At 64.6% G+C, this 19,894-nt stretch carries 18 protein-coding genes; 5 read left to right on the forward strand and 13 right to left on the reverse strand.

Annotation, left to right across the window (positions count from 1 at the left end):
• Window positions 1-186: 186 nt before the first annotated feature.
• Window positions 187-1,281, reverse strand: coding sequence for a dimethylsulfone monooxygenase SfnG (gene sfnG / locus F6S12_RS22980; RefSeq protein WP_065364166.1), 1,095 nt, complete (start codon window positions 1,279-1,281; stop codon window positions 187-189).
• A 334-nt stretch (window positions 1,282-1,615) separates the two neighbouring features.
• Here sfnG and F6S12_RS22985 point away from each other — a divergent pair, with 334 nt between their 5' ends.
• A complete protein-coding gene (locus F6S12_RS22985) occupies window positions 1,616-2,851 on the forward strand; it encodes an acyl-CoA dehydrogenase family protein (RefSeq protein ID WP_161466294.1) in 1,236 nt (411 codons plus the stop codon).
• 288 nt (window positions 2,852-3,139) lie between these two features.
• The gene (locus F6S12_RS22990) at window positions 3,140-3,919 is read left to right on the forward strand and encodes a TSUP family transporter (protein ID WP_011061548.1); all 780 of its coding nucleotides are present in this window, start codon (window positions 3,140-3,142) and stop codon (window positions 3,917-3,919) included.
• Here the strand turns inward: F6S12_RS22990 and nudC are convergent.
• The 4 genes from nudC to F6S12_RS23010 all read right to left on the reverse strand — a co-directional run bounded on the left by nudC (window position 3,887) and on the right by F6S12_RS23010 (window position 7,770).
• A complete protein-coding gene (nudC, locus tag F6S12_RS22995; protein ID WP_315869355.1) occupies window positions 3,887-4,717 on the reverse strand; it encodes an NAD(+) diphosphatase in 831 nt (276 codons plus the stop codon). The two genes, F6S12_RS22990 and nudC, sit on opposite strands and share 33 nt — an antisense overlap.
• Before the next feature lie 6 nt (window positions 4,718-4,723).
• Complete coding sequence (locus F6S12_RS23000) at window positions 4,724-5,536, reverse strand: crotonase/enoyl-CoA hydratase family protein (protein ID WP_015635797.1); 813 nt, start codon at window positions 5,534-5,536, stop codon at window positions 4,724-4,726.
• 223 nt (window positions 5,537-5,759) lie between these two features.
• Window positions 5,760-7,064: an ATP-binding protein gene (locus F6S12_RS23005; protein ID WP_011061551.1), complete on the reverse strand. Its 1,305-nt coding sequence runs from the start codon at window positions 7,062-7,064 to the stop codon at window positions 5,760-5,762.
• A gap of 4 nt (window positions 7,065-7,068) precedes the next feature.
• Window positions 7,069-7,770 (reverse strand): response regulator transcription factor, encoded by a 702-nt coding sequence (locus F6S12_RS23010; protein WP_011061552.1) that lies wholly within the window; start codon window positions 7,768-7,770, stop codon window positions 7,069-7,071.
• Between the two features lie 202 nt (window positions 7,771-7,972).
• Here F6S12_RS23010 and F6S12_RS23015 point away from each other — a divergent pair, with 202 nt between their 5' ends.
• Window positions 7,973-9,127, forward strand: coding sequence for an efflux RND transporter periplasmic adaptor subunit (locus F6S12_RS23015; protein WP_011061553.1), 1,155 nt, complete (start codon window positions 7,973-7,975; stop codon window positions 9,125-9,127).
• 9 nt (window positions 9,128-9,136) lie between these two features.
• A complete protein-coding gene (locus F6S12_RS23020; protein WP_019095826.1) occupies window positions 9,137-12,235 on the forward strand; it encodes an efflux RND transporter permease subunit in 3,099 nt (1,032 codons plus the stop codon).
• A 60-nt stretch (window positions 12,236-12,295) separates the two neighbouring features.
• Here F6S12_RS23020 and F6S12_RS23025 read toward each other — a convergent pair whose 3' ends face one another.
• From F6S12_RS23025 to F6S12_RS23060, 8 genes are all read right to left on the reverse strand, one after another.
• On the reverse strand, window positions 12,296-12,556 hold the full coding sequence (locus tag F6S12_RS23025) for a hypothetical protein (protein WP_019094605.1): 261 nt from the start codon (window positions 12,554-12,556) through the stop codon (window positions 12,296-12,298).
• Window positions 12,553-12,732 carry a hypothetical protein gene (locus F6S12_RS23030; RefSeq protein WP_041118455.1) on the reverse strand — a complete coding sequence of 60 codons (180 nt, stop codon included), beginning with the start codon at window positions 12,730-12,732 and terminating at the stop codon, window positions 12,553-12,555. The genes F6S12_RS23025 and F6S12_RS23030 overlap by 4 nt, the downstream gene beginning before the upstream one ends.
• Before the next feature lie 112 nt (window positions 12,733-12,844).
• Complete coding sequence (locus F6S12_RS23035; protein WP_015635802.1) at window positions 12,845-12,970, reverse strand: hypothetical protein; 126 nt, start codon at window positions 12,968-12,970, stop codon at window positions 12,845-12,847.
• A gap of 196 nt (window positions 12,971-13,166) precedes the next feature.
• Complete coding sequence (locus tag F6S12_RS23040) at window positions 13,167-13,346, reverse strand: hypothetical protein (protein ID WP_015635803.1); 180 nt, start codon at window positions 13,344-13,346, stop codon at window positions 13,167-13,169.
• 155 nt (window positions 13,347-13,501) lie between these two features.
• Window positions 13,502-14,680 (reverse strand): lactonase family protein, encoded by a 1,179-nt coding sequence (locus F6S12_RS23045; protein ID WP_315869356.1) that lies wholly within the window; start codon window positions 14,678-14,680, stop codon window positions 13,502-13,504.
• Entirely contained in the window at window positions 14,667-14,960 is a 294-nt protein-coding gene (locus F6S12_RS23050) for a DUF5629 family protein (protein WP_015635805.1), read from the reverse strand. The genes F6S12_RS23045 and F6S12_RS23050 overlap by 14 nt, the downstream gene beginning before the upstream one ends.
• A 214-nt stretch (window positions 14,961-15,174) precedes the next feature.
• Window positions 15,175-17,550 (reverse strand): efflux RND transporter permease subunit, encoded by a 2,376-nt coding sequence (locus F6S12_RS23055; RefSeq protein ID WP_011061561.1) that lies wholly within the window; start codon window positions 17,548-17,550, stop codon window positions 15,175-15,177.
• Between the two features lie 32 nt (window positions 17,551-17,582).
• Window positions 17,583-18,632 carry a WD40/YVTN/BNR-like repeat-containing protein gene (locus F6S12_RS23060; protein ID WP_011061562.1) on the reverse strand — a complete coding sequence of 350 codons (1,050 nt, stop codon included), beginning with the start codon at window positions 18,630-18,632 and terminating at the stop codon, window positions 17,583-17,585.
• Between the two features lie 346 nt (window positions 18,633-18,978).
• On the opposite strand from F6S12_RS23060, the gene F6S12_RS23065 reads away from it, so the two are divergent.
• The coding region (locus F6S12_RS23065; RefSeq protein WP_315869357.1) for a SulP family inorganic anion transporter at window positions 18,979-19,894 on the forward strand (916 nt) is incomplete at its 3' end.

A 19,894-nucleotide genomic window follows, 5' to 3' on the forward strand; every position in this document is an offset into this window, starting at 1 on the left:
GTAGGAGCTGGCTTGCCAGCGAAAGCGCCCCCAAGCCCGGCACAAGGCTCCGAGACCCGTTCGCCGGCAAGCCGGCTCCTACGAAAAAACACACCGCCTCTGCCCCCGTAGGAGCTGGCTTGCCAGCGAAAGCGCCCTCAAGCCCGGCACAAGGCTGCGAGGCCCATTCGCCGGCAAGGGGCGGCTTCAGGCGGCGGCTTCCTGTTGCTTGGACCGCACCCGGGCCTCCAGCTCGCGTACCAGGGGCAGCACGCGCTGGCCGAAATACTCCACCTCTTCCTGGAAATGCAGGAACCCGGCCAGTACCAGGTCCACACCCACCGCCTTCAACTCCACGATGCGCTGGGCAATCTGCTGTGGCGTGCCGATCAGGTTGGTCTTGAACCCGTCGTTGTACTGCACCAGGTCCTCGAAACTCGACTTGGCCCAGTTGCCCTCGCCTTCGGGGGACGCCTTGCCGGCCTGCCGGGCGGCGTCACCGAAGGCATTCACCGCCTCCGGGTCGGCCTGATCGATGATTTGCTGCAACACCGCCCGCGCCTCCTCCTCGGTGTCCCGGGCGATCACGAAGGCGTTCACTCCGATCTTCACCGAGTGCTGGTTGGCCGCGGCCTTGGCGCGGATGTCATCGACCTGGGCCTTGATCCCCTCGACACTGTTGCCGTTGGTGAAGTACCAGTCCGAAACCCGGGCCGCCATGTCCCGGGCAGCCCGCGAGCTGCCGCCCTGGAAGATCTCCGGCTGGCCCAGGGGCTTGGGCTTGAGGCTGTAGTGGTCGAAGCGATAGAAATCGCCCCTGAAGGTGAAGGCATCCTGGCTCCAGACCCCGCGCAGGCAGCGAATGAATTCCTCGGACCGGCGATAGCGCTCGTCGTGCTCCAGCCAATGCTCGCCAATGGCCTGGAACTCACCCTTGAACCAACCGCTGACGATGTTCACCGCAATACGGCCATTGGTCAGTTGGTCGATGGTCGCCAGTTGCTTGGCCGCCAGGGCCGGCTGCCAGGGCCCGGGCAGGATCGCCGCAATCACCTTGAGCTTGTCGGTGGCCGCCAGCAGTGCGTGGCTGAAAGCCACCGACTCGTGCTGGTACTCGGCGCCATAGCCGGCGGTGAAGCGGATCTGGGTCAGGGCGTATTCGAAGCCGGCCTGCTCGGCGATCTGCGCCAGCTTGCGGTTGTAGTCGATGCCCCAATGGGTGCGTTGCTCGATCTTGCTGACCACCAGCCCACCGCTGACGTTGGGCACCCAGTAGGCAAATTTCACGGCTTGCTGACTCATGGTTCGGTCCTCGGGACTTGGGAAAGTACCTCGGAGCAGAGCAGCAAGCGTGCCAGGGCCTGGAAGCCCTCGGCGCGTAGGCCGCCAGACGCCGTGTGGAGCCTCAAGCACGCCCTCTCCCGGGCAATGGCTGAGGCTCGCTGCCTGCGGCGGCGCGGGGCCGGCCAACCCTGGAAACGGGCTGTTTTGTTGATGAACTGTTGGCGGAGCAACAGTTGCAGGCGCTCTGCGGGAGCCCTTGCCCCGGCAAACCGGCGTTTGCGGCTTCGGCATGGTGTGTGCAATCGGCCTGGACCCTGCAGCGCTTTTTTCTGCCGAACCCAGGAGCTACACCATGACTGAACACCAGGTAATCAATCCGCTGTCCGTGGGGGTCGACTACGAGACCCTGGCCGCAGGCTTTCGCCCGATCTTCCAGCGCATCGCCAGTGGCGCGGTGGAACGGGAACAGCAACGCAAACTGCCCTACGAGCCCATCCAGTGGCTCAAGGAGTCCGGATTCGGCGCGGTACGGGTGCCGCTGGAATATGGCGGTGGCGGCGCTTCCCTGCCCCAGCTGTTCCAACTGCTGATCGAGCTGGCCGAGGCCGACGCCAACGTGCCCCAGGCCCTGCGCGGGCACTTTGCCTTTGTCGAGGATCGGCTCAATGCCACGCCCGGACCGAGCCGGGACCTGTGGTTCAAGCGCTTTGTCGAAGGCGATATCGTCGGCTGCGCCTGGACCGAAATCGGCGCCGTGGACATCGGCCAGGTCATCACCAAAGTCTCTCCGGATGGCGAAAAATGGCGCCTCAACGGCGAAAAGTTCTACAGCACCGGAAGCATTTTCTCTGACTGGATCGATGTCTATGCCCAGCGCACGGACACCGGCGGCGACGTGATTGCCGCGGTGCGCACCCGCCAGCCGGGCATCGAGCAGAGCGACGATTGGGACGGCTTCGGCCAGCGCACCACCGGCAGCGGCACCTCGCGCTTCCAGGACGCTGAAGTGGACGCCGAGAACATCATCGACTTCGCAACCCGCTTCAAATACCAGACCGCTTTCTACCAGCTGGTGCTGCTGGCGACCCTGGCCGGCATCGGCCGCGCGGCGCTACGTGATGTGGCCCACGAAGTGCGGGTGCGCAAGCGCATCTACAGCCACGGCAACGCGCCCCAGGCCAGCGCCGATGCCCAGGTGCAGCAGGTGGTGGGCGAGATCGCGGCCCTGGTGTATGCCGCCGAAGCCGCCGCCCTGCGTGCTGCAGCCCCTGCGCAACAGGCCTACCTGGCGCGCTTTGCCGGGGATCCGGCCCAGGAGCGCGCGGCCAATGTGGCGGCGGAAATCGAATCGGCCACGGCCCAGGTGGTGGTCACCGAACTGGTCCAGCGCGCCACCAGCGAGCTGTTCAATGCCCTGGGGGCTTCGGACATTCGCCAGGGCAAGGCCCTGGACCGGCACTGGCGCAATGCGCGCACCGTGTCTTCGCACAACCCGGTGATCTACAAGGCGCGGATCGTCGGCGACTGGAAGATCAACGGCAGCGAGCCCCCCTTTGTCTGGCAGATTGGCAACGGCCCCCAGCGCTGACCTCAGGCACCGCCCCCCGTAGGAGCTGGCTTGCCAGCGAAGGCGTCATCCAGGCGAGCGCTCGGCCCAGCGGCCTCTTCGCCGCCAAGCCGGCTCCTGCAGCGAAATCTCGGCGCACCGCCCCGTAGGAGCTGGCTTGCCAGCGAAGGCGTTATCCAGGCGGGCGCTCGGTTCAGAGAGAGGCATCCGACCAAGGTCGAGGCGGTCGCGCGGCGGGCTGGGTTGCAGGTAATATGGCGGACTTTCGCGCAGCCCCCTTTGCGCTTCTCGCCGAAATAAGCCGACCCCATGCCCTTCGAACTCAGCGTAGACCTGACCACCCTCGCCATTCTCGCCCTCGTGGCCTTCATCGCCGGTTTCATCGACGCCATTGCCGGCGGCGGCGGCCTGCTCACCACCCCGGCCCTGCTCACCGCCGGCCTGCCGCCGCACCTGGTGCTGGGCACCAACAAACTCAGCTCGACCTTCGGCTCGGCCACCGCCAGCTTCACCTTCTATCGGCGCAAGCTGTTCCACCCCAGGCAGTGGACCCACGCCATTGTCGGCACCCTGGTGGGCGCCCTGACCGGGGCCATCGTCGCTCACTACCTGCCGGCGGAATGGCTGAACAAGATGCTGCCGGTGATCGTCTTCGCCTGCGGCCTGTACCTGCTGTTCGGCGGCACGCCCAAGGCGCCACTGGACAGCGACGCACCGATCAAGAAGAAGTGGCAATCGAGCCAGGGCTTCAGCCTGGGCTTCTATGACGGCGTGGCCGGCCCCGGCACCGGGGCGTTCTGGACCGTGAGCAGCCTGCTGCTCTACCCCATCGACCTGGTCAAGGCCAGCGGCGTGGCCCGCAGCATGAACTTCGTCAGCAACATCGCAGCGCTGTCGGTGTTCGTGTTTTCCGGACAGGTGGACTGGATCATCGGCCTGTGCATGGGCCTGTCGGTGATGGTCGGGGCCTTCTTCGGCGCACGCACCGCCATCAGCGGTGGTGCCAAGTTCATTCGCCCGGTGTTCATCACCGTGGTCCTCGGGCTGACCGTGCGCCTAGCCTGGCAGCACTGGTTCAGCGTGGCCTAGGCGGCGCGCCACATAGAGATCGATCAGGTAGCGGGCAATCGAGCGCGAGGCCGGCAACGGCGGTAGCGCATGGACGCTGAACCACTGGGCGTCCTCGATCTCGTCTTCCTGGGGAATGATTTCGCCGCCGGCGTATTCGGCGTGAAAGCCCAGCATCATCGAATGGGGGAACGGCCAGCATTGGCTGCCTACGTACTGGATGTTCCTGACTTCGATGCTCACCTCTTCGCGCACCTCGCGAATCAGGCAGTCCTCCGCCGACTCGCCCGGCTCGGCAAAGCCTGCCAGGGTGCTGTAGACCCCGGTGACGAAGCGCGGCGAACGAGCCAGGAGGATTTCGTCACCGCGGGTGATCAGCACGATCATGCTCGGTGAAATGCGCGGGTAGCTGCGCAGGTCGCAAGGCTGGCAATGCATCGCCCGCTCCCCCGGCACCTGGGCCATGGGCTGCCCGCAACTGCCGCAGTACCGGTGCTCCCGGGCCCAGGTGCCGATCTGCGCGGCATAGCCCAGGACCTTGTACAGGGTGTGATCGCCCTCCAGCATGAAGGCCCGCAGGCCTTTCCAGCCGCAGCCCGGCACTTCGGCGCGGGCGCTCAGTTCCAGCAGGTACACCGGCTCGCCATCGAGATGGCCGATGCCGTGTTCCGCCAGCAGCGGCAGGTCCTGGCCCTTGAGCCAGTGCCGGGGGAACAGCGCGCCGTTGTCGTCGTAGAGAAAGCCGTCCGGGCCGCGGGCCACGGCCCAGCCGCCGGGAAGGTCGGTGTCGAGTACTGCGGTGGTCCAGCGTTCAATCATCGTCAATCAATCCAGAAATTCGGGTTTCTGTTTGCTCATATGGGCGGCGATGGCCACGCGCAAGTCGTTGGACTGCAACATGGCAGCGTTCCAGGTGGCGACATATTCCAGGCCGTCATCAATACGGTGGTCACGCATGTAGCTGAGCATTTCCTTGGTGCCGCTGACCGCGATCGGCGACTTGGCGGCGATCTCCCGGGCAATTCCCATGACCCCGTCCAGCAGGCTTGCGGCATCGCTATAGGTCCGGTTGACCAGGCCAATGCTGCGTGCTTCCTCGGCACCGAAGGTGCGCCCAGTGTAGGCCAGCTCGCGCAGGATGCCGTCGCCGATGATACGTGGCAAACGTTGCAGTGTGCCGACATCCGCAGCCATGCCGATATCGATTTCCTTGATCGAGAATTGCGCATCGTCCGCGGCGTAACGCATGTCGCAGGCGCTGATCAGGTCGATGGCGCCCCCCAGGCAATAGCCCTGGATCGCCGCCAGCACCGGCTTGCGGCAGTTGTCCACGGCGTTAAACGAGGCTTGCAGCTGGAAGATCTTGCGCCGCAGCAGGCGCGCGTTGCGGCCCACATCCTTGCCCAGTTCGTTGGCCACCCCGGCCAGCATCATCAGGTCGATGCCCGAAGAAAAATGCTTGCCGGCACCGCTGAGCACCACCACGCGCACTGCGTCGGTGTCGTCGATCCAGCGGAAGATCTCGACGATCTCGCTCCAGAACGCGGCGTTCATGGCGTTGATCTTTTCCGGGCGGTTGATCTGCACATGGGCGATGTTGTCAGCGAGTTCGACGCGAAAGGCTTGGTATTCGGACATGGCAGTGATCCTTTACTGGGCAGAAAATGAGGGCCGAACTATAGCAAGTGGCGGCGGCGGGCCGTAAGGCAGCGCATCAGCCAAAAGCGGGACTGGCCACCGCCCCTGCAGGCGCCGGCTTGCCGGCTCCTCCAACGAATCCGCGCCGCACCGCCTGGCAGGCGGCCTTGAGACAAGCGCTGGGCTCTGCGGCCCTTTCACCGCCAAGCCGGCTCCTACGGATTCAGGCCCTGGGCGGGGGCGGCAGGCTCAGGCGAAAACGCGCGCCGCCCAGGGGCGAGGCTTCCACGGTCAGGGTGCCGTCCTGGGCTTCCAGGGCCCGGCGGCTGATCGCCAGGCCCAGGCCGAAGCCGCCGGTGGCGCGGTCGCGGCTGCGGTCCAGGCGGTAGAACGGCTCGAACACCCGCTCGCGCTCGTCGTCGGGAATGCCGATGCCGTCATCGTCGACCCAGATCTCGCAGCCGTCGTCGCTGACCAGTACCCCCACCTGGATGCGCTTCTCGCAATAACGGGTGGCATTGCGCAACAGGTTCTGCAAGGCCCGGGCGGTCAGCCGCGGGTCCAGGGTGAAACGTTCCAGGGCACCGTGCAGCAGGACGTCGATGACGATATCCGACTCCAGCTCATCGTCGACACTGCCCAGGATGCTGTCGATGAACTCGTCCAGGGACACCTCGATCTGCTCCGGCAGGCACGCCGGGTTCTGCAGGCGGCTGTAGGACAGCAGCTCCAGGACCAGTTCATCCAGTTCGCGAATGTGCGCCACCAGCCCTTGCAGGCGCTCGCGGCTGGCCGCCGGCAAATCGTCGGAGAGCGCCAGGGCCAGGCCGAAATCCAGCCGGGTCAGGGGCGTGCGCAGTTCGTGGGACACCGCGTTGAGCAGGTCTCGCTGCTGGTTCAGGAGTTTTTCGATATCCCCGGCCATGGTGTCGAAGACATTGGCCAGGCTGCCGATGTTGGAACTGGCGGGCAGCTGGGTGCGCTCGCCCAGATGGCCCTTGCCGAAGCGTTCGGCGGTGCGCTTGAGGCGCTCCAGGTCACGCCAGTGCGGGCGCACCCAGAGCAGCAGGCAGGCCAGCAGCACGGCGACGATCAGGACATTGATACTCCAGTACAGCAGGTTGACGTCCAGCGGGTCCGGCGGCACCACCAGCTTCACCGCCAGTTGTTCATCCAGCGGCGACACCGCCAGGGTGCGCCAGCCCCAATCGCCCAGGCGCACCACTTTCTCGCCGCGTTGCAGGCGCTCGCGCTCGTAATCGCTGAAATCCGGGTCGTCGATGCGCACCAGGGCCACCTGCAGCGGGTGGAACTCCTCGTCCATCTCCTTGACCAGGGTCGGCCACTGCTGCGCCGGCAAGGCGCGGAACTGCTTGACGATCAGGCTCTGCAGGCCCCGGGACTGGTCCAGGTTGTAGTCCAGGAAACGCTCGTGGAAAACCTTGATCACCAGGTCCGGGATCAGGTAGATCGCGGCGCTGAAGGCAATGATGGTGATCAGGTACAGACGGACCAGGATGCGCAGCATGGAATCAGCATTCCCACTCGGAACGGCTGAACAGGTAACCCTTGCCCCACACGGTCTTGATCTTGCGCGCCTCGCCGGCGTGATCGTCGAACTTGCGCCGCAGCTTGGAGATCGCCACGTCCACCGAACGATCGGTGCCGTTGAATTCGATGCCCCGCAGGCGCTGCAGGATCTGGTCGCGGCTCAGCACTTCACCGGCATGCCGGGCCAGCACCACCAGCAGGTTGTACTCGCCGCTGGACAGCTCCACCAACTGCTCGCGCCAGGTCACGGTGCGCTCCGACAGGTCGATGCACAGGTTGCCCATGAGGATCTGGTCGCTGGCGCTCTGCGGCTCGCTGAGGCTGCTGCGGCGCAACAAAGTACGGACCCGGGCCAGTAGCACTCGCGGTTCGCAAGGTTTTGTCACATAGTCGTCGGCGCCCATTTCCAGACCCAGCACCTGATCATGGCTATCATCCCGCGCGGTCAGCATCAGGATCGGCAGGGTCGCCGAGTCGGCGCGCAACAGGCGGCAGACTTGCAGGCCATCCAGGCCCGGCAGCATCAGGTCGAGGATCACCAGGTCCGGGGGGCTGGCCTTGGCCCGCTCCCGCACCTGGTCACCACGGCTGATCACGCTGACCTGATAGCCATTGCGTTCCAGGTAGCTGGCGATCAGTTCGGACAACGCGGTGTCGTCTTCGACAAGAAGAATATTGGGCATGGAGAGCGATCTTTATTGAAGAAATACAGAATACCGGCGTTCTTTATAAGGCACCGGGCAAAACCAGCAAGGCGCCAAGGATATACAACCCTGGCCGCACCGGTGCGCAGGCTTCACACTTTTTCACACAGCACCTACACAGCTTCACAGCGGGCCTTGACCCATGCCCTTAGCATGCCGAGGTCATTATTGGGGTATCAGCATGTCGAATAAACTCTTTGCGCCATTCTGCCTGGTCGTTCTGGCAGCGGCGCTGAGCGCGTGTGGCAAGACCGAAGGCGAGCAGACGCCGCCACCGGCCAAGGTACGGATCGAAACCGTACAGAGCCAGGCCCTGTCCATCACCAGCGAACTGAGCGGGCGCATCGCCGCGCCACGGATCGCCGAAGTCCGCGCCCGGGTGGCCGGGGTGGTGCTGCAACGGACCTTCCGCGAAGGCTCCGACGTCAAGCAGGGCGAGGTCTTGTTCCGCATCGACCCGGCCCCGTTCAAGGCTGACCTGGACAGCGCCCAGGCCAGCCTGCGCAAGGCCGAGGCCACCGCCTTCCAGGCGCAGTTGCAGGAGCAGCGCTATTCCAAGCTGGTCGCCGACCAGGCCATCAGCGGCCAGGAATACGACAATGCCCGGGCTGCGGCACGCCAGGCCAGCGCCGACGTCGCCGCCAACCAGGCCGCGGTGCAGCGGGCCAAGCTCAACCTCGGCTATGCCACCGTCACCGCGCCGATTTCCGGCCGGGTCGGCCGCGCCCTGGTCACCGAAGGCGCCCTGGTGGGCCAGAACGAGACCACGCCGCTGGCGCTGATCCAGCAACTGGACCCGATCCACGCCGACCTGACCCAGTCCACCCGTGAACTCAACGACCTGCGCCGGGCCTTCCGCGCCGGCCAGTTGCAGCAGGTGGGCAAGGACCAGGCCAAGGCGACCCTGATCCAGGACGACGGCAGCCTCTACCCGCTGCCGGGCAAGCTGTTGTTCGCCGATATCAGCGTTGACCCGAGTACCGGGCAGATCATCCTGCGCAGCGAGTTCCCCAACCCGGACCTCGACCTGCTGCCCGGCAGTTTCGTGCGCGTGCGCCTGGAACAGGCGGTCAACCAGCAAGGCATCAGCGTGCCGCAGCGGGCCATCCAGCGCGACAGCGCCGGCATCGCCCAGGTGCTGCTGGTGGATGCGCAAAACAACGTGGTGCAGCACCCGGTGCAACTGGGTGGAGTGCAGAACGATCGCTGGATTGTCACCGAGGGCCTCAAGCCCGGTGACCGGGTGATTGTCGAAGGCCTGCAACACGCCCGCCCCGGCGAGCCGGTGGAAATCGACGCCAGCCCCCTTGCGCACGTCCAGAACCCTGGCCAGTAGGTAGTACACATGCCGCAATTCTTTATTGACCGCCCGGTATTCGCCTGGGTGGTCGCCTTCTTCATCCTGTTGGCCGGTGCCCTGGCGATCCCCCAACTGCCGGTGGCGCAATACCCCACCGTGGCCCCGCCGCAGATCGAGATCTACGCCGCCTACCCGGGCGCCTCGGCACAGACCCTGGACGAATCGGTGGTCAGCCTGATCGAGCAGGAGCTCAATGGTGCCGACCACCTGCTGTACTTCTCGTCCCAGAGCAGCCTCGGCAGCGCCACCATCACCGCCACCTTCCAGCCGGGTACCAACCCGGAACTGGCCCAGGTGGACGTGCAGAACCGTCTCAAGGCGGTGGAACCGCGCCTGCCCCAGGCGGTGACCCAGCAGGGCCTACAGGTGGAGAAAGTCTCCGCCGGCTTCCTCTTGCTGATCACCCTGACCTCCAGTGACGGCCGCCTGAACGATGTCGCCCTCAGCGACTACCTGGCGCGCAACGTGATGAACGAGATCCGCCGCCTCGATGGCGTCGGCAAGGCCCAGTTGTACGGTGCCGAGCGGGCCATGCGGATCTGGCTCGACCCGCAGAAACTGATCGGTTTCAACCTGACCCCGGCCGACGTCAACGCCGCGGTGGCGGCGCAGAACGCCCAGGTTCCGGCCGGCAGCATCGGCGACCTGCCCAACCCTGCCAGCCAGGAAATCACCGCGACCATCCTGGTCAAGGGCCAGCTTTCCAGCCCTGAAGAGTTTGCCGATATCGTCCTGCGGGCCAACCCCGACGGCTCCACGGTACGCATCGGCGATGTGGCCCGGGTGGAAGTCGGCAGCCAGGAATACCAGTACGGCACCCGCCTGAACGGCAAGCCGTCCACCGCGGTGGGCGTGCAGTTGTCCCCCGGGGCCAACGCGTTGAATACCGCGACCCTGATCCGCGCCAAGATGGACGAGCTGTCGCGCTATTTCCCGGCCGGCGTGGAATACAAGATCCCCTACGACACCTCGCCCTTCGTCAAGGTCTCGATCACCAAGGTGCTCTACACCCTGGCCGAAGCCATGGTGCTGGTGTTCCTGGTGATGTTCCTGTTCCTGCAGAACATCCGCTACACCCTGATCCCCACCCTGGTGGTGCCCGTGGCCCTGATGGGCACCTTCGCCACCATGCTGGCCCTGGGGTTCTCGATCAACGTGCTGACCATGTTCGGCATGGTGCTGGCCATCGGCATCCTGGTGGACGATGCCATCGTGGTGGTGGAGAACGTCGAGCGGATCATGGCCACCGAAGGCCTGTCGCCCAAGGAAGCCACGCGCAAGGCGATGCAGCAGATCACCGGGGCCATCATCGGCATCACCCTGGTGCTGGTGGCGGTGTTCATCCCCATGGCCTTCATGCCCGGCTCGGTGGGGGTGATCTACCAGCAGTTCTCGCTGTCCATGGCCACCTCGATCCTGTTCTCGGCGTTCCTCGCCCTGACCCTGACCCCGGCCCTGTGCGCCACCCTGCTCAAGCCCATTGCGGCGGGCGAACACCATGAACGCACGGGGTTCTTCGGCTGGTTCAACCGGCGCTTCGAACGCCTGAGCGACAGCTATCAGGGCGGCGTGACCTATGCCCTCAAGCGTACCGGCCGCTACCTGCTGATCTACCTGGCGCTGCTGGCGATCATGGCGCTGCTGTTCAGCCGCCTGCCCTCCTCCTTCCTGCCCGTGGAGGACCAGGGCTACACCATCACCGACATCCAGCTGCCACCTGGTGCCAGCCAGAACCGCACGATCAAGGTGGTGGAGCAGATCGAAGCGCACAACGCCAGCGAACCGGGAGTCGGCGACAGCACCATCATTCTCGGCTTCAGCTTCTCGGGTAACGGGCAGAACGCCGCGCTGGCCTTCACCACGCTCAAGGACTGGTCGCAACGGGGCAGCGAGGATTCGGCGATGTCCATCGCCGACCGCGCCAACGCCGCCCTCGGCGCGATCAAGGATGCCGTGGTGTACGCCGTGCTGCCGCCGCCGATCGATGGCCTGGGCACCTCCAGCGGCTTTGAGTTCCGCCTGCAGGACCGTGGCGGCGTCGGCCACGCGGCCCTGATGCAGGCCCGGGACGAGCTGCTCAAGGCCACGGAAAAGAGCCCGATCCTGGCCAACGTCCGGGAAAGTGCCCTGGCCGAAGCGCCGCAGGTGCAACTGGAGGTCGACCGCAAGCAGGCCAACGCCCTGGGCGTGTCCTTTGCCGATATCGGCAGCCTGCTGTCCACCGCCCTGGGGTCGTCCTACGTCAACGACTTCCCCAACCAGGGGCGGATGCAGCGGGTGGTGATCCAGGCCGAAGGCGACCAGCGCAGCCAGGTCGAAGACTTGCTGCGCCTGAACGTGCGCAACAGCGCCGGCAAGATGGTGCCGCTGTCGGCCTTCGTCCGCGCCAGCTGGAGCCTGGGCCCTGCGCAACTGACCCGCTACAACGGCTACCCGGCCATTGCCGTCTCCGGCGAGCCGGCCCCTGGCCACAGTACCGGTGAAGCCATGCAGGAAATCGAACGGCTGGTGGCGCAGTTGCCCACCGGGCTGGGCCTGGAATGGACCGGCCTGTCACTCCAGGAACGGCTGTCCGGCAGCCAGGCGCCGATGCTGCTGGGCCTGTCGCTGCTGATCGTGTTCCTGTGCCTGGCGGCGCTCTACGAGAGCTGGTCGATTCCCACCTCGGTGCTGCTGGTGGTGCCCCTGGGGGTACTGGGCGCAGTGCTGGCGGTGAGCCTGCGCGGCATGCCCAACGACGTGTTCTTCAAGGTCGGCCTGATCACCATCATCGGCCTGTCGGCGAAGAACGCGATCCTGATCATCGAGTTCGCCAAGAGCCTGTACGACGAAGGCCACGACCTGATCGATGCCACGGTGCAGGCTGCACGCCTGCGCCTGCGCCCCATCGTCATGACCTCGCTGGCGTTCATCCTCGGCGTGGTGCCCCTGGCCATCGCCACCGGCGCCAGCTCCGCCAGCCAGCAGGCGATCGGTACCGGGGTGATCGGCGGCATGATCACCGCAACCCTGGCAGTGATCTTCGTGCCGGTGTTCTTCGTGGTGGTGATGAAACTGGTGAAACGCGGTTCGTCCAAGGACTGACATCGCTGCATGGGGTCCCGGTTCCGGGGCCCCTTCTTCTCTTGCCCGCCTCTTCTCGTCTCAGGCCGCCATGGCCGGGCATACCCGTGCCTGTGGGCAATCCAGGGCGAAAGGCCCGGGAAAGGCCGCAGCGGATTTGCCCGGTGGATTGCCCGCCAGCAGCGCCGGAGCCTTGGCCCCCTGGCTGTGATGGGCGATCTGGTGATTGCATTCGATGGCCCGCGCCAATGCTCCGGCCGAACCCTGGCCCAGCCCCAGCAGGCTGGTGCCATTGGTGAAGAACGCGAGGAAGGCGGTGATCATCAGACGGCGCCCTTTCATGGCCGTCTCCCCGCTTCGGCATGGAGTACCGGGCCCTGGCCGCTTGCCGCGCCGGAATCAATCAACGCAGCGCTCGGCAGGCCCGCAGCCAGGCTGGCCCAGAGCATCAGAAGCAGATAAAGCCCCAGCGCCAGGTAGGCGCCGTGCTTGGCGGAACTGAGGATCGAACGGGCCATGGTGATCTCCTGAGGCGTTTTCGTGCCCAGAGGATCTATCAATCAAACGCCAGTAGAAAGACGTTTATATCCATAGCCATCATCAATTTTCTTGATGCTTTAAACCGGCGTCTCAGTCCTGCAACAGGCTGGTCAGACGCTCGCGGGAAGTCTCCGGCTCGCCTTCGACAGGCTGGGCAGAGGACAGGATGGGGGTGGAGTAGAGCAACAGCAGAACCACGGTCAGACGCATCACCATGCTATCGATCCTTGCTCGGGAAAGAGTCAATAATTCAGCGTCAAATTTAAACACATGGCTATATGACACTACCAAGCAAAATTTGCCTGGCGGGAAGAATAAGTCGCAAACAGGTGATGCAGGAGCGACATCACTGCTTCAGTGACTTCGCTCCTGCATACCTTGGGTTTGCTGCTTGCGGGGTGATCCGGAGCGCTCATTGCTGGGCTTTGTGATCCAGGGCGGCGTAGAAGTTGGCGCTTTGTTGCAGGTACTTCTGGGTGTAGGTGTTGGTGCTGGATTTCTTCTGGCTGATTTCCACGCTGGCGCTGGCAGGCAGTGCCACGGTGGCGGAAATGGCGGAGGCTGCGATCACGGAGAAGAGATTGAAGTTCATGGCGGTAACCCTCGTATTCAGTTGGCTTGCTTGCCCGTGTGGGCCGTGAAGCAAACTTACTCCCGAGGGTTGGCGGGAAAAAATTCTTTGCGGCAGTAGCCATTATCAGCGTCGTTAATAGAAGGAGTCAGGCCCCGGATGCCGGGGCCTGCGGTCTATTGACGCACCAGGAATTTGATATCGCTGGGGGAATCGAACGGCAGTTTCTGCACGGTCTTGCCCAGGAAACCGGTCTTGGCGTCGCGCTCGATCACCACGATCTCGTTGCTTTTCTGGTTGCCGATCAGCACATAGCGGTTGCTCGGGTCGAGGCTGAACTCCCGTGGGTGATCGCCTTCCACCGAACGCCGCTGGATTTCCTTGAGCTGGCCATTGGCCGGGTCGATGGCAAACACCAGCAACTGGTTGGCGGTGCCCCGGTTGCTGACATACAGGTACTGGCCGTCCTTGGAAGCATGCAAGGCCGCGGCGGCCTTTTTCTCCTTGGAGCCGTTGGCCGCCAGGTCGAGCATCTGACGCTGAGTCAGCTTGCCGTTCTGGTAGTCGAACACCGCCAGTTGAGCGCTCATTTCCATGGTCAGGTAGGCATGCTTGCCATCGGCGCTGAACAGCAGGTGCCGCGGGCCGCTGCCCGGCGGCAGCTGGACGAAGGCCGGGTCGGCCGGGCTCAGCGGGTGTTCCGCATTGGCCTTGGGGTCATAGCGATAGACGAAGATCTTGTCCGCACCCAGGTCGTTGGCGAACAGGAACTTGCCGTCCGGGGACGGCACCGACGAATGCACGTGAGCCGATTGCTGGCGCTCGGGGTCGACCCGGCTGGCCGGATGACTGGTGAGCTGCACCACCGGCGACAGATGACCGTCATCGCTGACCGGCACCACCGCCAGGCTGCCGCCCGGATCCACATCCACCGAATAGTTGCTGACGAACAGGTAGTTGCCGTCGGCACTCAGGCTGGAATGGGTGGGCTCGTTACCCTGGCTCTGCACCTGGTTGATCAGGCTCAGTTGATGGGTTTTCGGCGCCAGGCTGTAGCTGCTGACACGACCGATGGGGTCGGCCTGCCCCGGGCTGTTCTCATTCACCGCGAAGACGAACTTGAGGTCCTTGGACAAGGTCAGCCAGGACGGGTTGGAGCTCTTCACCACCTGCAGCGGCTTGGGGTCGATCTGCCCGGTGCGCTCATTGAATTGCAGGCGGTACAGCCCCTGGCTCTGGCCCTGGGTATAGGACCCCACCAGCAGCTCATGGGTTTCGGTGGCCGGCGCGGCCTGGACCGCCATGGCACCGACACTGCCGGCCATCAGCAGGGGCCAGAAATTACGCATCTTCATGTTCACCTTCCTCTTCGTCGCGGGCACTGAACGCGCTCATGCACACCAGGCGGTGCTCACCGGAGTCGCCTGCCAGGGTCCAGCTCTGCAAGTCCTGGTCGAAGGTCGCGGCCTGGACCTGGGCCAGGGTAAAGCTCCAGCGCTTGGCCGCGCGGCCGTCCATGCACTCGATCAGCAGGCGCTGCTCGTCGAGGGTGAAATCGAAGGCGTGCAGGCCGTCGATTTCCAGCATGTCGCAGGCTTCAAGGGCGCAGAGCAAGGTGTCGGTAGCAGCGGTCATAGCGATCAGTCATCAGATGGAAAGGCGCAATGATAGCTGATTGGCGCTGCCGGGTTGGGCCAGCATTGCGCCGCGCAAGCGACTGCCCCGGATACACCCTCCGACAGGCACTGCCGGGGCCGCCCGCTTCTTCAGCACCACCTGCTTTCCCCTCGGAACACCGGGCATGAAAAAGCCGCACCCGAGGGTGCGGCTGAGTACTCATGCAACGGGATCAGTGGGCGAACAGCGAGTTGCCCTTCTGCCCCGCCAGCTTCTCCGGCTTGATCAGGAATCGCGCCAGGGCCGGCAGCAGCCACAGGGCACCGAACATGTTCCACAGCAGCATGAAGGTCAGCATCAGGCCCATGTCGGCCTGGAACTTGATGGCCGAGAAGATCCAGGTGCACACGCCGATGGCCAGGCACAGGCCGGTGAACAGCACGGCCTTGCCGGTGGAGCGCAGGGTCTGGTAGTAGGCCTCCTGCAGCGGCAGGCCGGCCCGCAGGAAGCTCTCCAGGCGGCTGTAGATATAGATGCCGTAGTCCACGCCGATGCCCACCCCCAGCGCCACCACCGGCAGGGTCGCCACCTTGACCCCGATGCCCATGAAGGCCATCAGCGCGTTGCCCAGCACCGACGTCAGCACCAGTGGCAGGACGATGCACAGGGTCGCCGCCCAGGAGCGGAAGGTGATCATGCACATGCCGGCCACGCAGATGTAGACCAGGATCAGGATGGTCAGCTCGGACTCCTTGATCACCTCGTTGGTAGCGGCCTCGATCCCGGCGTTGCCGGCAGCGAGAATGAACTCCAGGCCGTCCTTGTTGTGCTGCGTGGCGAACTCCTGCACCGCATGCACCGCACGGTCCAGGGTCGCGGCCTTGTGGTCGTTGAGGAACACCAGCACCGGCGCCAGGGAGCAGTTGTTGTTGTACAGGCCGTCGGCCCGGGCAATGGAGTTGTTCAGTACGTCAGGGTTGCGCGACAGGGTTTCCCACTTCAGGTTGCCCTCGTTCATGCCCTTGATCATCTGCTTGGAGACGGTCACCAGGGAAATCGCCGACTGCACGCCCTCGGTGTTCTGCATCTTCCACATCAACTCGTCGATGGGCGCCATGGCCTCATAGCGCGAGCAACCTTCGGCCGCGGTCTTGACCATCACCACCAGCACGTCGGAACTGGTGGAGTAGTTGCTGATGATGAAGTTGTTGTCCTTGTTGTAGCGCGAATCGGGACGCAACTCCGGGGCGCCCTGGTCGAGGTCGCCGATCTTCAGGTTCTGGCTGTACCAGAGGCCGCCGGCAAAGGCCACCAGGGCCAGGGCGATGGAAATCGGCGCGACTTTGGGGCTGGCGAAGTTAGACAGCAGGCGCCAGAACGGATGCTCGCGGGAAGCGTCCTTCTTGCTGCGTTCGATGGCGCGCTTGCTGATGCCGACGTAGGAAATCGCCACCGGCAGCAGGATCAGGTTGGTGAACACGATCACCGCCACACCGATGGAGGCACCGATGGCCAGCTCGCGGATCACCCCGATATCGATGATCAGCAAGGTGATGAAGCCCACGGCGTCGGCGAGGATCGCGATCATCCCCGGCAGGAACAGCTGGCGAAAGGTGCGCCGCGCCGCGGTCAGGGCATTGTCGGCATCACTGGACTGCAAGGCGATGCCGTTGATCTTCTGCACCCCGTGGGAAATGCCGATGGCGAAGATCAGGAACGGCACCAGCATCGAATACGGGTCCAGGCCGAAGCCGAAGGCGTGCATCAGGCCCAGTTGCCAGACCACCGCCACCAGGGTGGTGATCAACACCGCGATGGTGCTGCGGATGCACCAGGTGAACCAGTACAGCAGCACCAGGGTGATGATGAAGGCCACGCCGAAGAACATCACCACCATGATCAGGCCGTCGATCAGGTCGCCGACCTTCTTGGCGAAGCCGACGATGTGGATCTTCACATTGGGGTTCTGCGCCTCGAACTTATCGCGGATCTTCTCTTCCAGCTGGTGGGAGAATTTCTGGTAGTCCAGGGCCAGCAGCTTGCCCTGGTCCTGCGGGTCCGGGTAGGACTCCAGCAGCGGGATATCGACGATGCTGGACTTGAAGTCGTTGGCCACCAGGCGCCCGACCTGGCCGGACTTGAGCACGTTGTTGCGCAGCTGTTCGAGGCTGTCGGCCGAACCGTTGTAGCTCTGGGGAATCACCTCGCCGCCGGCGAAGCCCTCTTCGGTCACTTCGGTCCAGCGCACGCTGGGGCTCCACAGCGACTTGAGCCCGGAGCGATCGACGCCGGAGATGTAGAACACCTCGTCGTTGATCTGCCGCAGGGTTTCCATGTAGTCCTTGGTGAAGATGTCGCCGTCACGGGCCTCCACCGAGATGCGCACGGTGTTGCCCAGGTTCGCCAGGTCGTTGCGGTGCTCCATCATCCGCTCGATGAACGGGTGCTTGAGCGGGATCATCTTCTCGAAGCTGGTGGACGGCCGGATCAGGGTCGCCTGCCAGAACAGGAAAGCGCTGACCAGCAAGCAGATGAAGATCACTGCCGGGCGGTTATTGAAAATCAGGCGCTCAAGAAAGTTCGCCTTGTCCTGGTGATGACTGCTCATGGAATTCCCCACCTTCTTATTATGTGCCCGGCTTATTGGCCGAGTTCAGCGCCCGTTGCTGCAGAAACCCGTACACCGCCCTGCCCGGCCAGGATCAGGTCGCCGTTGCCGGCAGCGGTGACCGCCGACAGCGAGATGCGGTCCGCACGGTTGAATACGCTGAAGGTCTGGCCGTGGTCGGTGCTGCGGATCACGCTGCCGCCGTTGCCGACGATCACCAGCGAGCCATCGTCCAGCAGGGTCGCCCCCGACAGGCCGAACTCCAGGGCGCCACGGGCGGCGTTCAACTCCACCTGTTCCCAGGTGCTGCCAAAATCCGTGGAGCGGTAGAGATTGCCGCGCAGGCCATAGACCAGCAGAGTGGCCGGCTGGCCGGTACCGATCACGCCGAACAACGAGCCTTCATAGGGGCCTTCGAGGCGCTCCCAGGTCTGCCCGTCATCGGCGGAGCGGAACATGCTGCCCTGCTCGCCGACAATGAACAGCCCGGAATCCTTGACCTGGGCAATGGCGTTGAGGTGGAACTGGTCCTCGTTGTCCAGACGGTCGCTGACGTCCTCCCAATGCTGGCCACCATCGCTGGTTTCCAGCAGGGCCCCGTAGGCGCCCACGGCGTAGCCGGTCTGGGTGTCCTTGAACCATACATCGAGCAAGGGTGCCTCGCGCTTGAGGTCCTGGAACTGCCGGGTCCAGGTGGCACCGCCGTCACTGCTGGCCAGGACCTGGGCATCGTGGCCCACCGCCCAGCCGCGCTTATCATCGACGAAGTACACCGCCGTCAGCAGTTGCCGGGTCGGCACCTTGGCCTGGACCCAGGTCTGGCCCTGGTCGTCGGAATAGAGAATGTGCCCGCGATCGCCCACCGCCACCAGGCGCTTGCCGGCGTGGACCACATCGAGCATCAGGCTTTTCGCCGCCTTGGGCGATTCGATGGAATAGACAGAATCCGCTGCAGTGGCAGCGGCCAGGACTGGCGTCGACAGCGTCACGACGCCCAACAGCGAGAGCGCTGTAGCCAACAGTGCGAACGTGCGCAGCGCCGGCGGGCGGCCAACAACCACACCCATGACAGGCTCACTCATAGACCATTCCCCCATTATTATTGTCAGGTCATTCAACCTCTCAGGGCGCCTTGAGGGGGCTGCGCAGGCCTGGGCGAGCATGACGATCGTCCTGGAAACTGCAATCTAGAGCCCCTTCGGCTGCGGGCTATCCTATCGGGCTTTGGAAAGGTCTGACAATCGACGCCACGTTATCTTTTGTTAACCATCAGCCCCTGCCGAAACCCTGCATGATCGGCCATTCGCAAGACTGATGGATGTGTCTAGGCCGCGTCTGCGCGACAGTGGGACAAAGCCTGATCCAGGACAGGGGCCGACACTCCCCGGCCGGGGCTATGATGAGCCGGACAGACTTCAGGACAGAGCCATGATTGCCATACGCGAGGCGTGGAAAGCCGGATTGCTGGGACGTGCGCACTGGGGCCGCAACCTGGTGTCCGGGGTGATTGTCGCAGTGGTGGCGCTGCCCCTGGCCATGGCCTTCGCCATCGCCTCCGGGGTCAAGCCCGAACAGGGCATCTACACCGCCATCGTCGGCGGCCTGCTGGTGTCGCTGTTCGGCGGCAGCCGGGTGCAGATCGCCGGGCCCACCGGGGCCTTTATCGTGATCCTCGCCGGGGTCACCGCCCAATACGGGGTCGGCGGCCTGCAACTGGCGACCCTGATGGCCGGGTTGATCCTGTTCCTGCTGGGCATCAGCCGCCTGGGCGCCCTGATCAAGTTCATCCCGGACCCAGTGATCCTGGGTTTCACCGCCGGTATCGGGGTAATCATTTGGGTCAGCCAGTGGAAGGATTTCTTCGGCCTGCCCGCGGTCAGCGGCGAGCACTTTCATCAGAAACTCTGGCACCTGCTGCAAGCCCTGCCCCAACTGCACCTGACCACCACCCTGCTGGCCCTGCTGAGCCTGGCGCTGCTGCTATGGGTGCCGCGCATCCCCCAGCTCAAGCGTTTGCCGGCCCCCCTGCTGGCCATGACCCTGGCCACGGCCTTGCAGTCGCTGTTCCAGTTCCAGGGCGTGGCCACCATTGGCAGTGCCTTCGGTGGCATTCCCCAGGGCTTGCCGGCGTTGCAGTTTCCAGAGGTCAGCCTGCCGCGGGTCCTGGACCTGATCGGCCCGGCCTTCGCCATCGCCATGCTCGGGGCCATCGAATCGCTGCTGTCGGCGGTGGTGGCCGATGGCATGGCTGGCACCCGCCATGACTCCAACCAGGAACTGATGGGCCAGGGCATCGCCAACCTGGTCACCCCGCTGTTCGGCGGTTTCGCCGCCACCGGCGCCA

Source organism: Pseudomonas sp. JV245A, from assembly GCF_032424515.1.
In the GTDB taxonomy this organism is placed as follows: Bacteria; Pseudomonadota; Gammaproteobacteria; order Pseudomonadales; family Pseudomonadaceae; genus Aquipseudomonas; species Aquipseudomonas protegens.

Coding starts and splice junctions, on each gene's coding strand:
- F6S12_RS23000 (WP_015635797.1), bottom strand. CDS start 5,536: ATGTCCGAATACCAAGCCTTTCGCGTCGAACTCGCTGACAACATCGCC.
- sfnG (WP_065364166.1), bottom strand. CDS start 1,281: ATGAGTCAGCAAGCCGTGAAATTTGCCTACTGGGTGCCCAACGTCAGC.
- F6S12_RS23045 (WP_315869356.1), bottom strand. CDS start 14,680: ATGAAGATGCGTAATTTCTGGCCCCTGCTGATGGCCGGCAGTGTCGGT.
- F6S12_RS23060 (WP_011061562.1), bottom strand. CDS start 18,632: ATGAGTGAGCCTGTCATGGGTGTGGTTGTTGGCCGCCCGCCGGCGCTG.
- F6S12_RS23055 (WP_011061561.1), bottom strand. CDS start 17,550: ATGAGCAGTCATCACCAGGACAAGGCGAACTTTCTTGAGCGCCTGATT.
- F6S12_RS23040 (WP_015635803.1), bottom strand. CDS start 13,346: ATGAACTTCAATCTCTTCTCCGTGATCGCAGCCTCCGCCATTTCCGCC.
- F6S12_RS23030 (WP_041118455.1), bottom strand. CDS start 12,732: ATGGCCCGTTCGATCCTCAGTTCCGCCAAGCACGGCGCCTACCTGGCG.
- F6S12_RS22985 (WP_161466294.1), top strand. CDS start 1,616: ATGACTGAACACCAGGTAATCAATCCGCTGTCCGTGGGGGTCGACTAC.
- F6S12_RS23005 (WP_011061551.1), bottom strand. CDS start 7,064: ATGCTGCGCATCCTGGTCCGTCTGTACCTGATCACCATCATTGCCTTC.
- F6S12_RS23025 (WP_019094605.1), bottom strand. CDS start 12,556: ATGAAAGGGCGCCGTCTGATGATCACCGCCTTCCTCGCGTTCTTCACC.
- F6S12_RS22990 (WP_011061548.1), top strand. CDS start 3,140: ATGCCCTTCGAACTCAGCGTAGACCTGACCACCCTCGCCATTCTCGCC.
- F6S12_RS23010 (WP_011061552.1), bottom strand. CDS start 7,770: ATGCCCAATATTCTTCTTGTCGAAGACGACACCGCGTTGTCCGAACTG.
- F6S12_RS23035 (WP_015635802.1), bottom strand. CDS start 12,970: ATGGTGATGCGTCTGACCGTGGTTCTGCTGTTGCTCTACTCCACCCCC.
- nudC (WP_315869355.1), bottom strand. CDS start 4,717: ATGATTGAACGCTGGACCACCGCAGTACTCGACACCGACCTTCCCGGC.
- F6S12_RS23015 (WP_011061553.1), top strand. CDS start 7,973: ATGTCGAATAAACTCTTTGCGCCATTCTGCCTGGTCGTTCTGGCAGCG.
- F6S12_RS23020 (WP_019095826.1), top strand. CDS start 9,137: ATGCCGCAATTCTTTATTGACCGCCCGGTATTCGCCTGGGTGGTCGCC.
- F6S12_RS23050 (WP_015635805.1), bottom strand. CDS start 14,960: ATGACCGCTGCTACCGACACCTTGCTCTGCGCCCTTGAAGCCTGCGAC.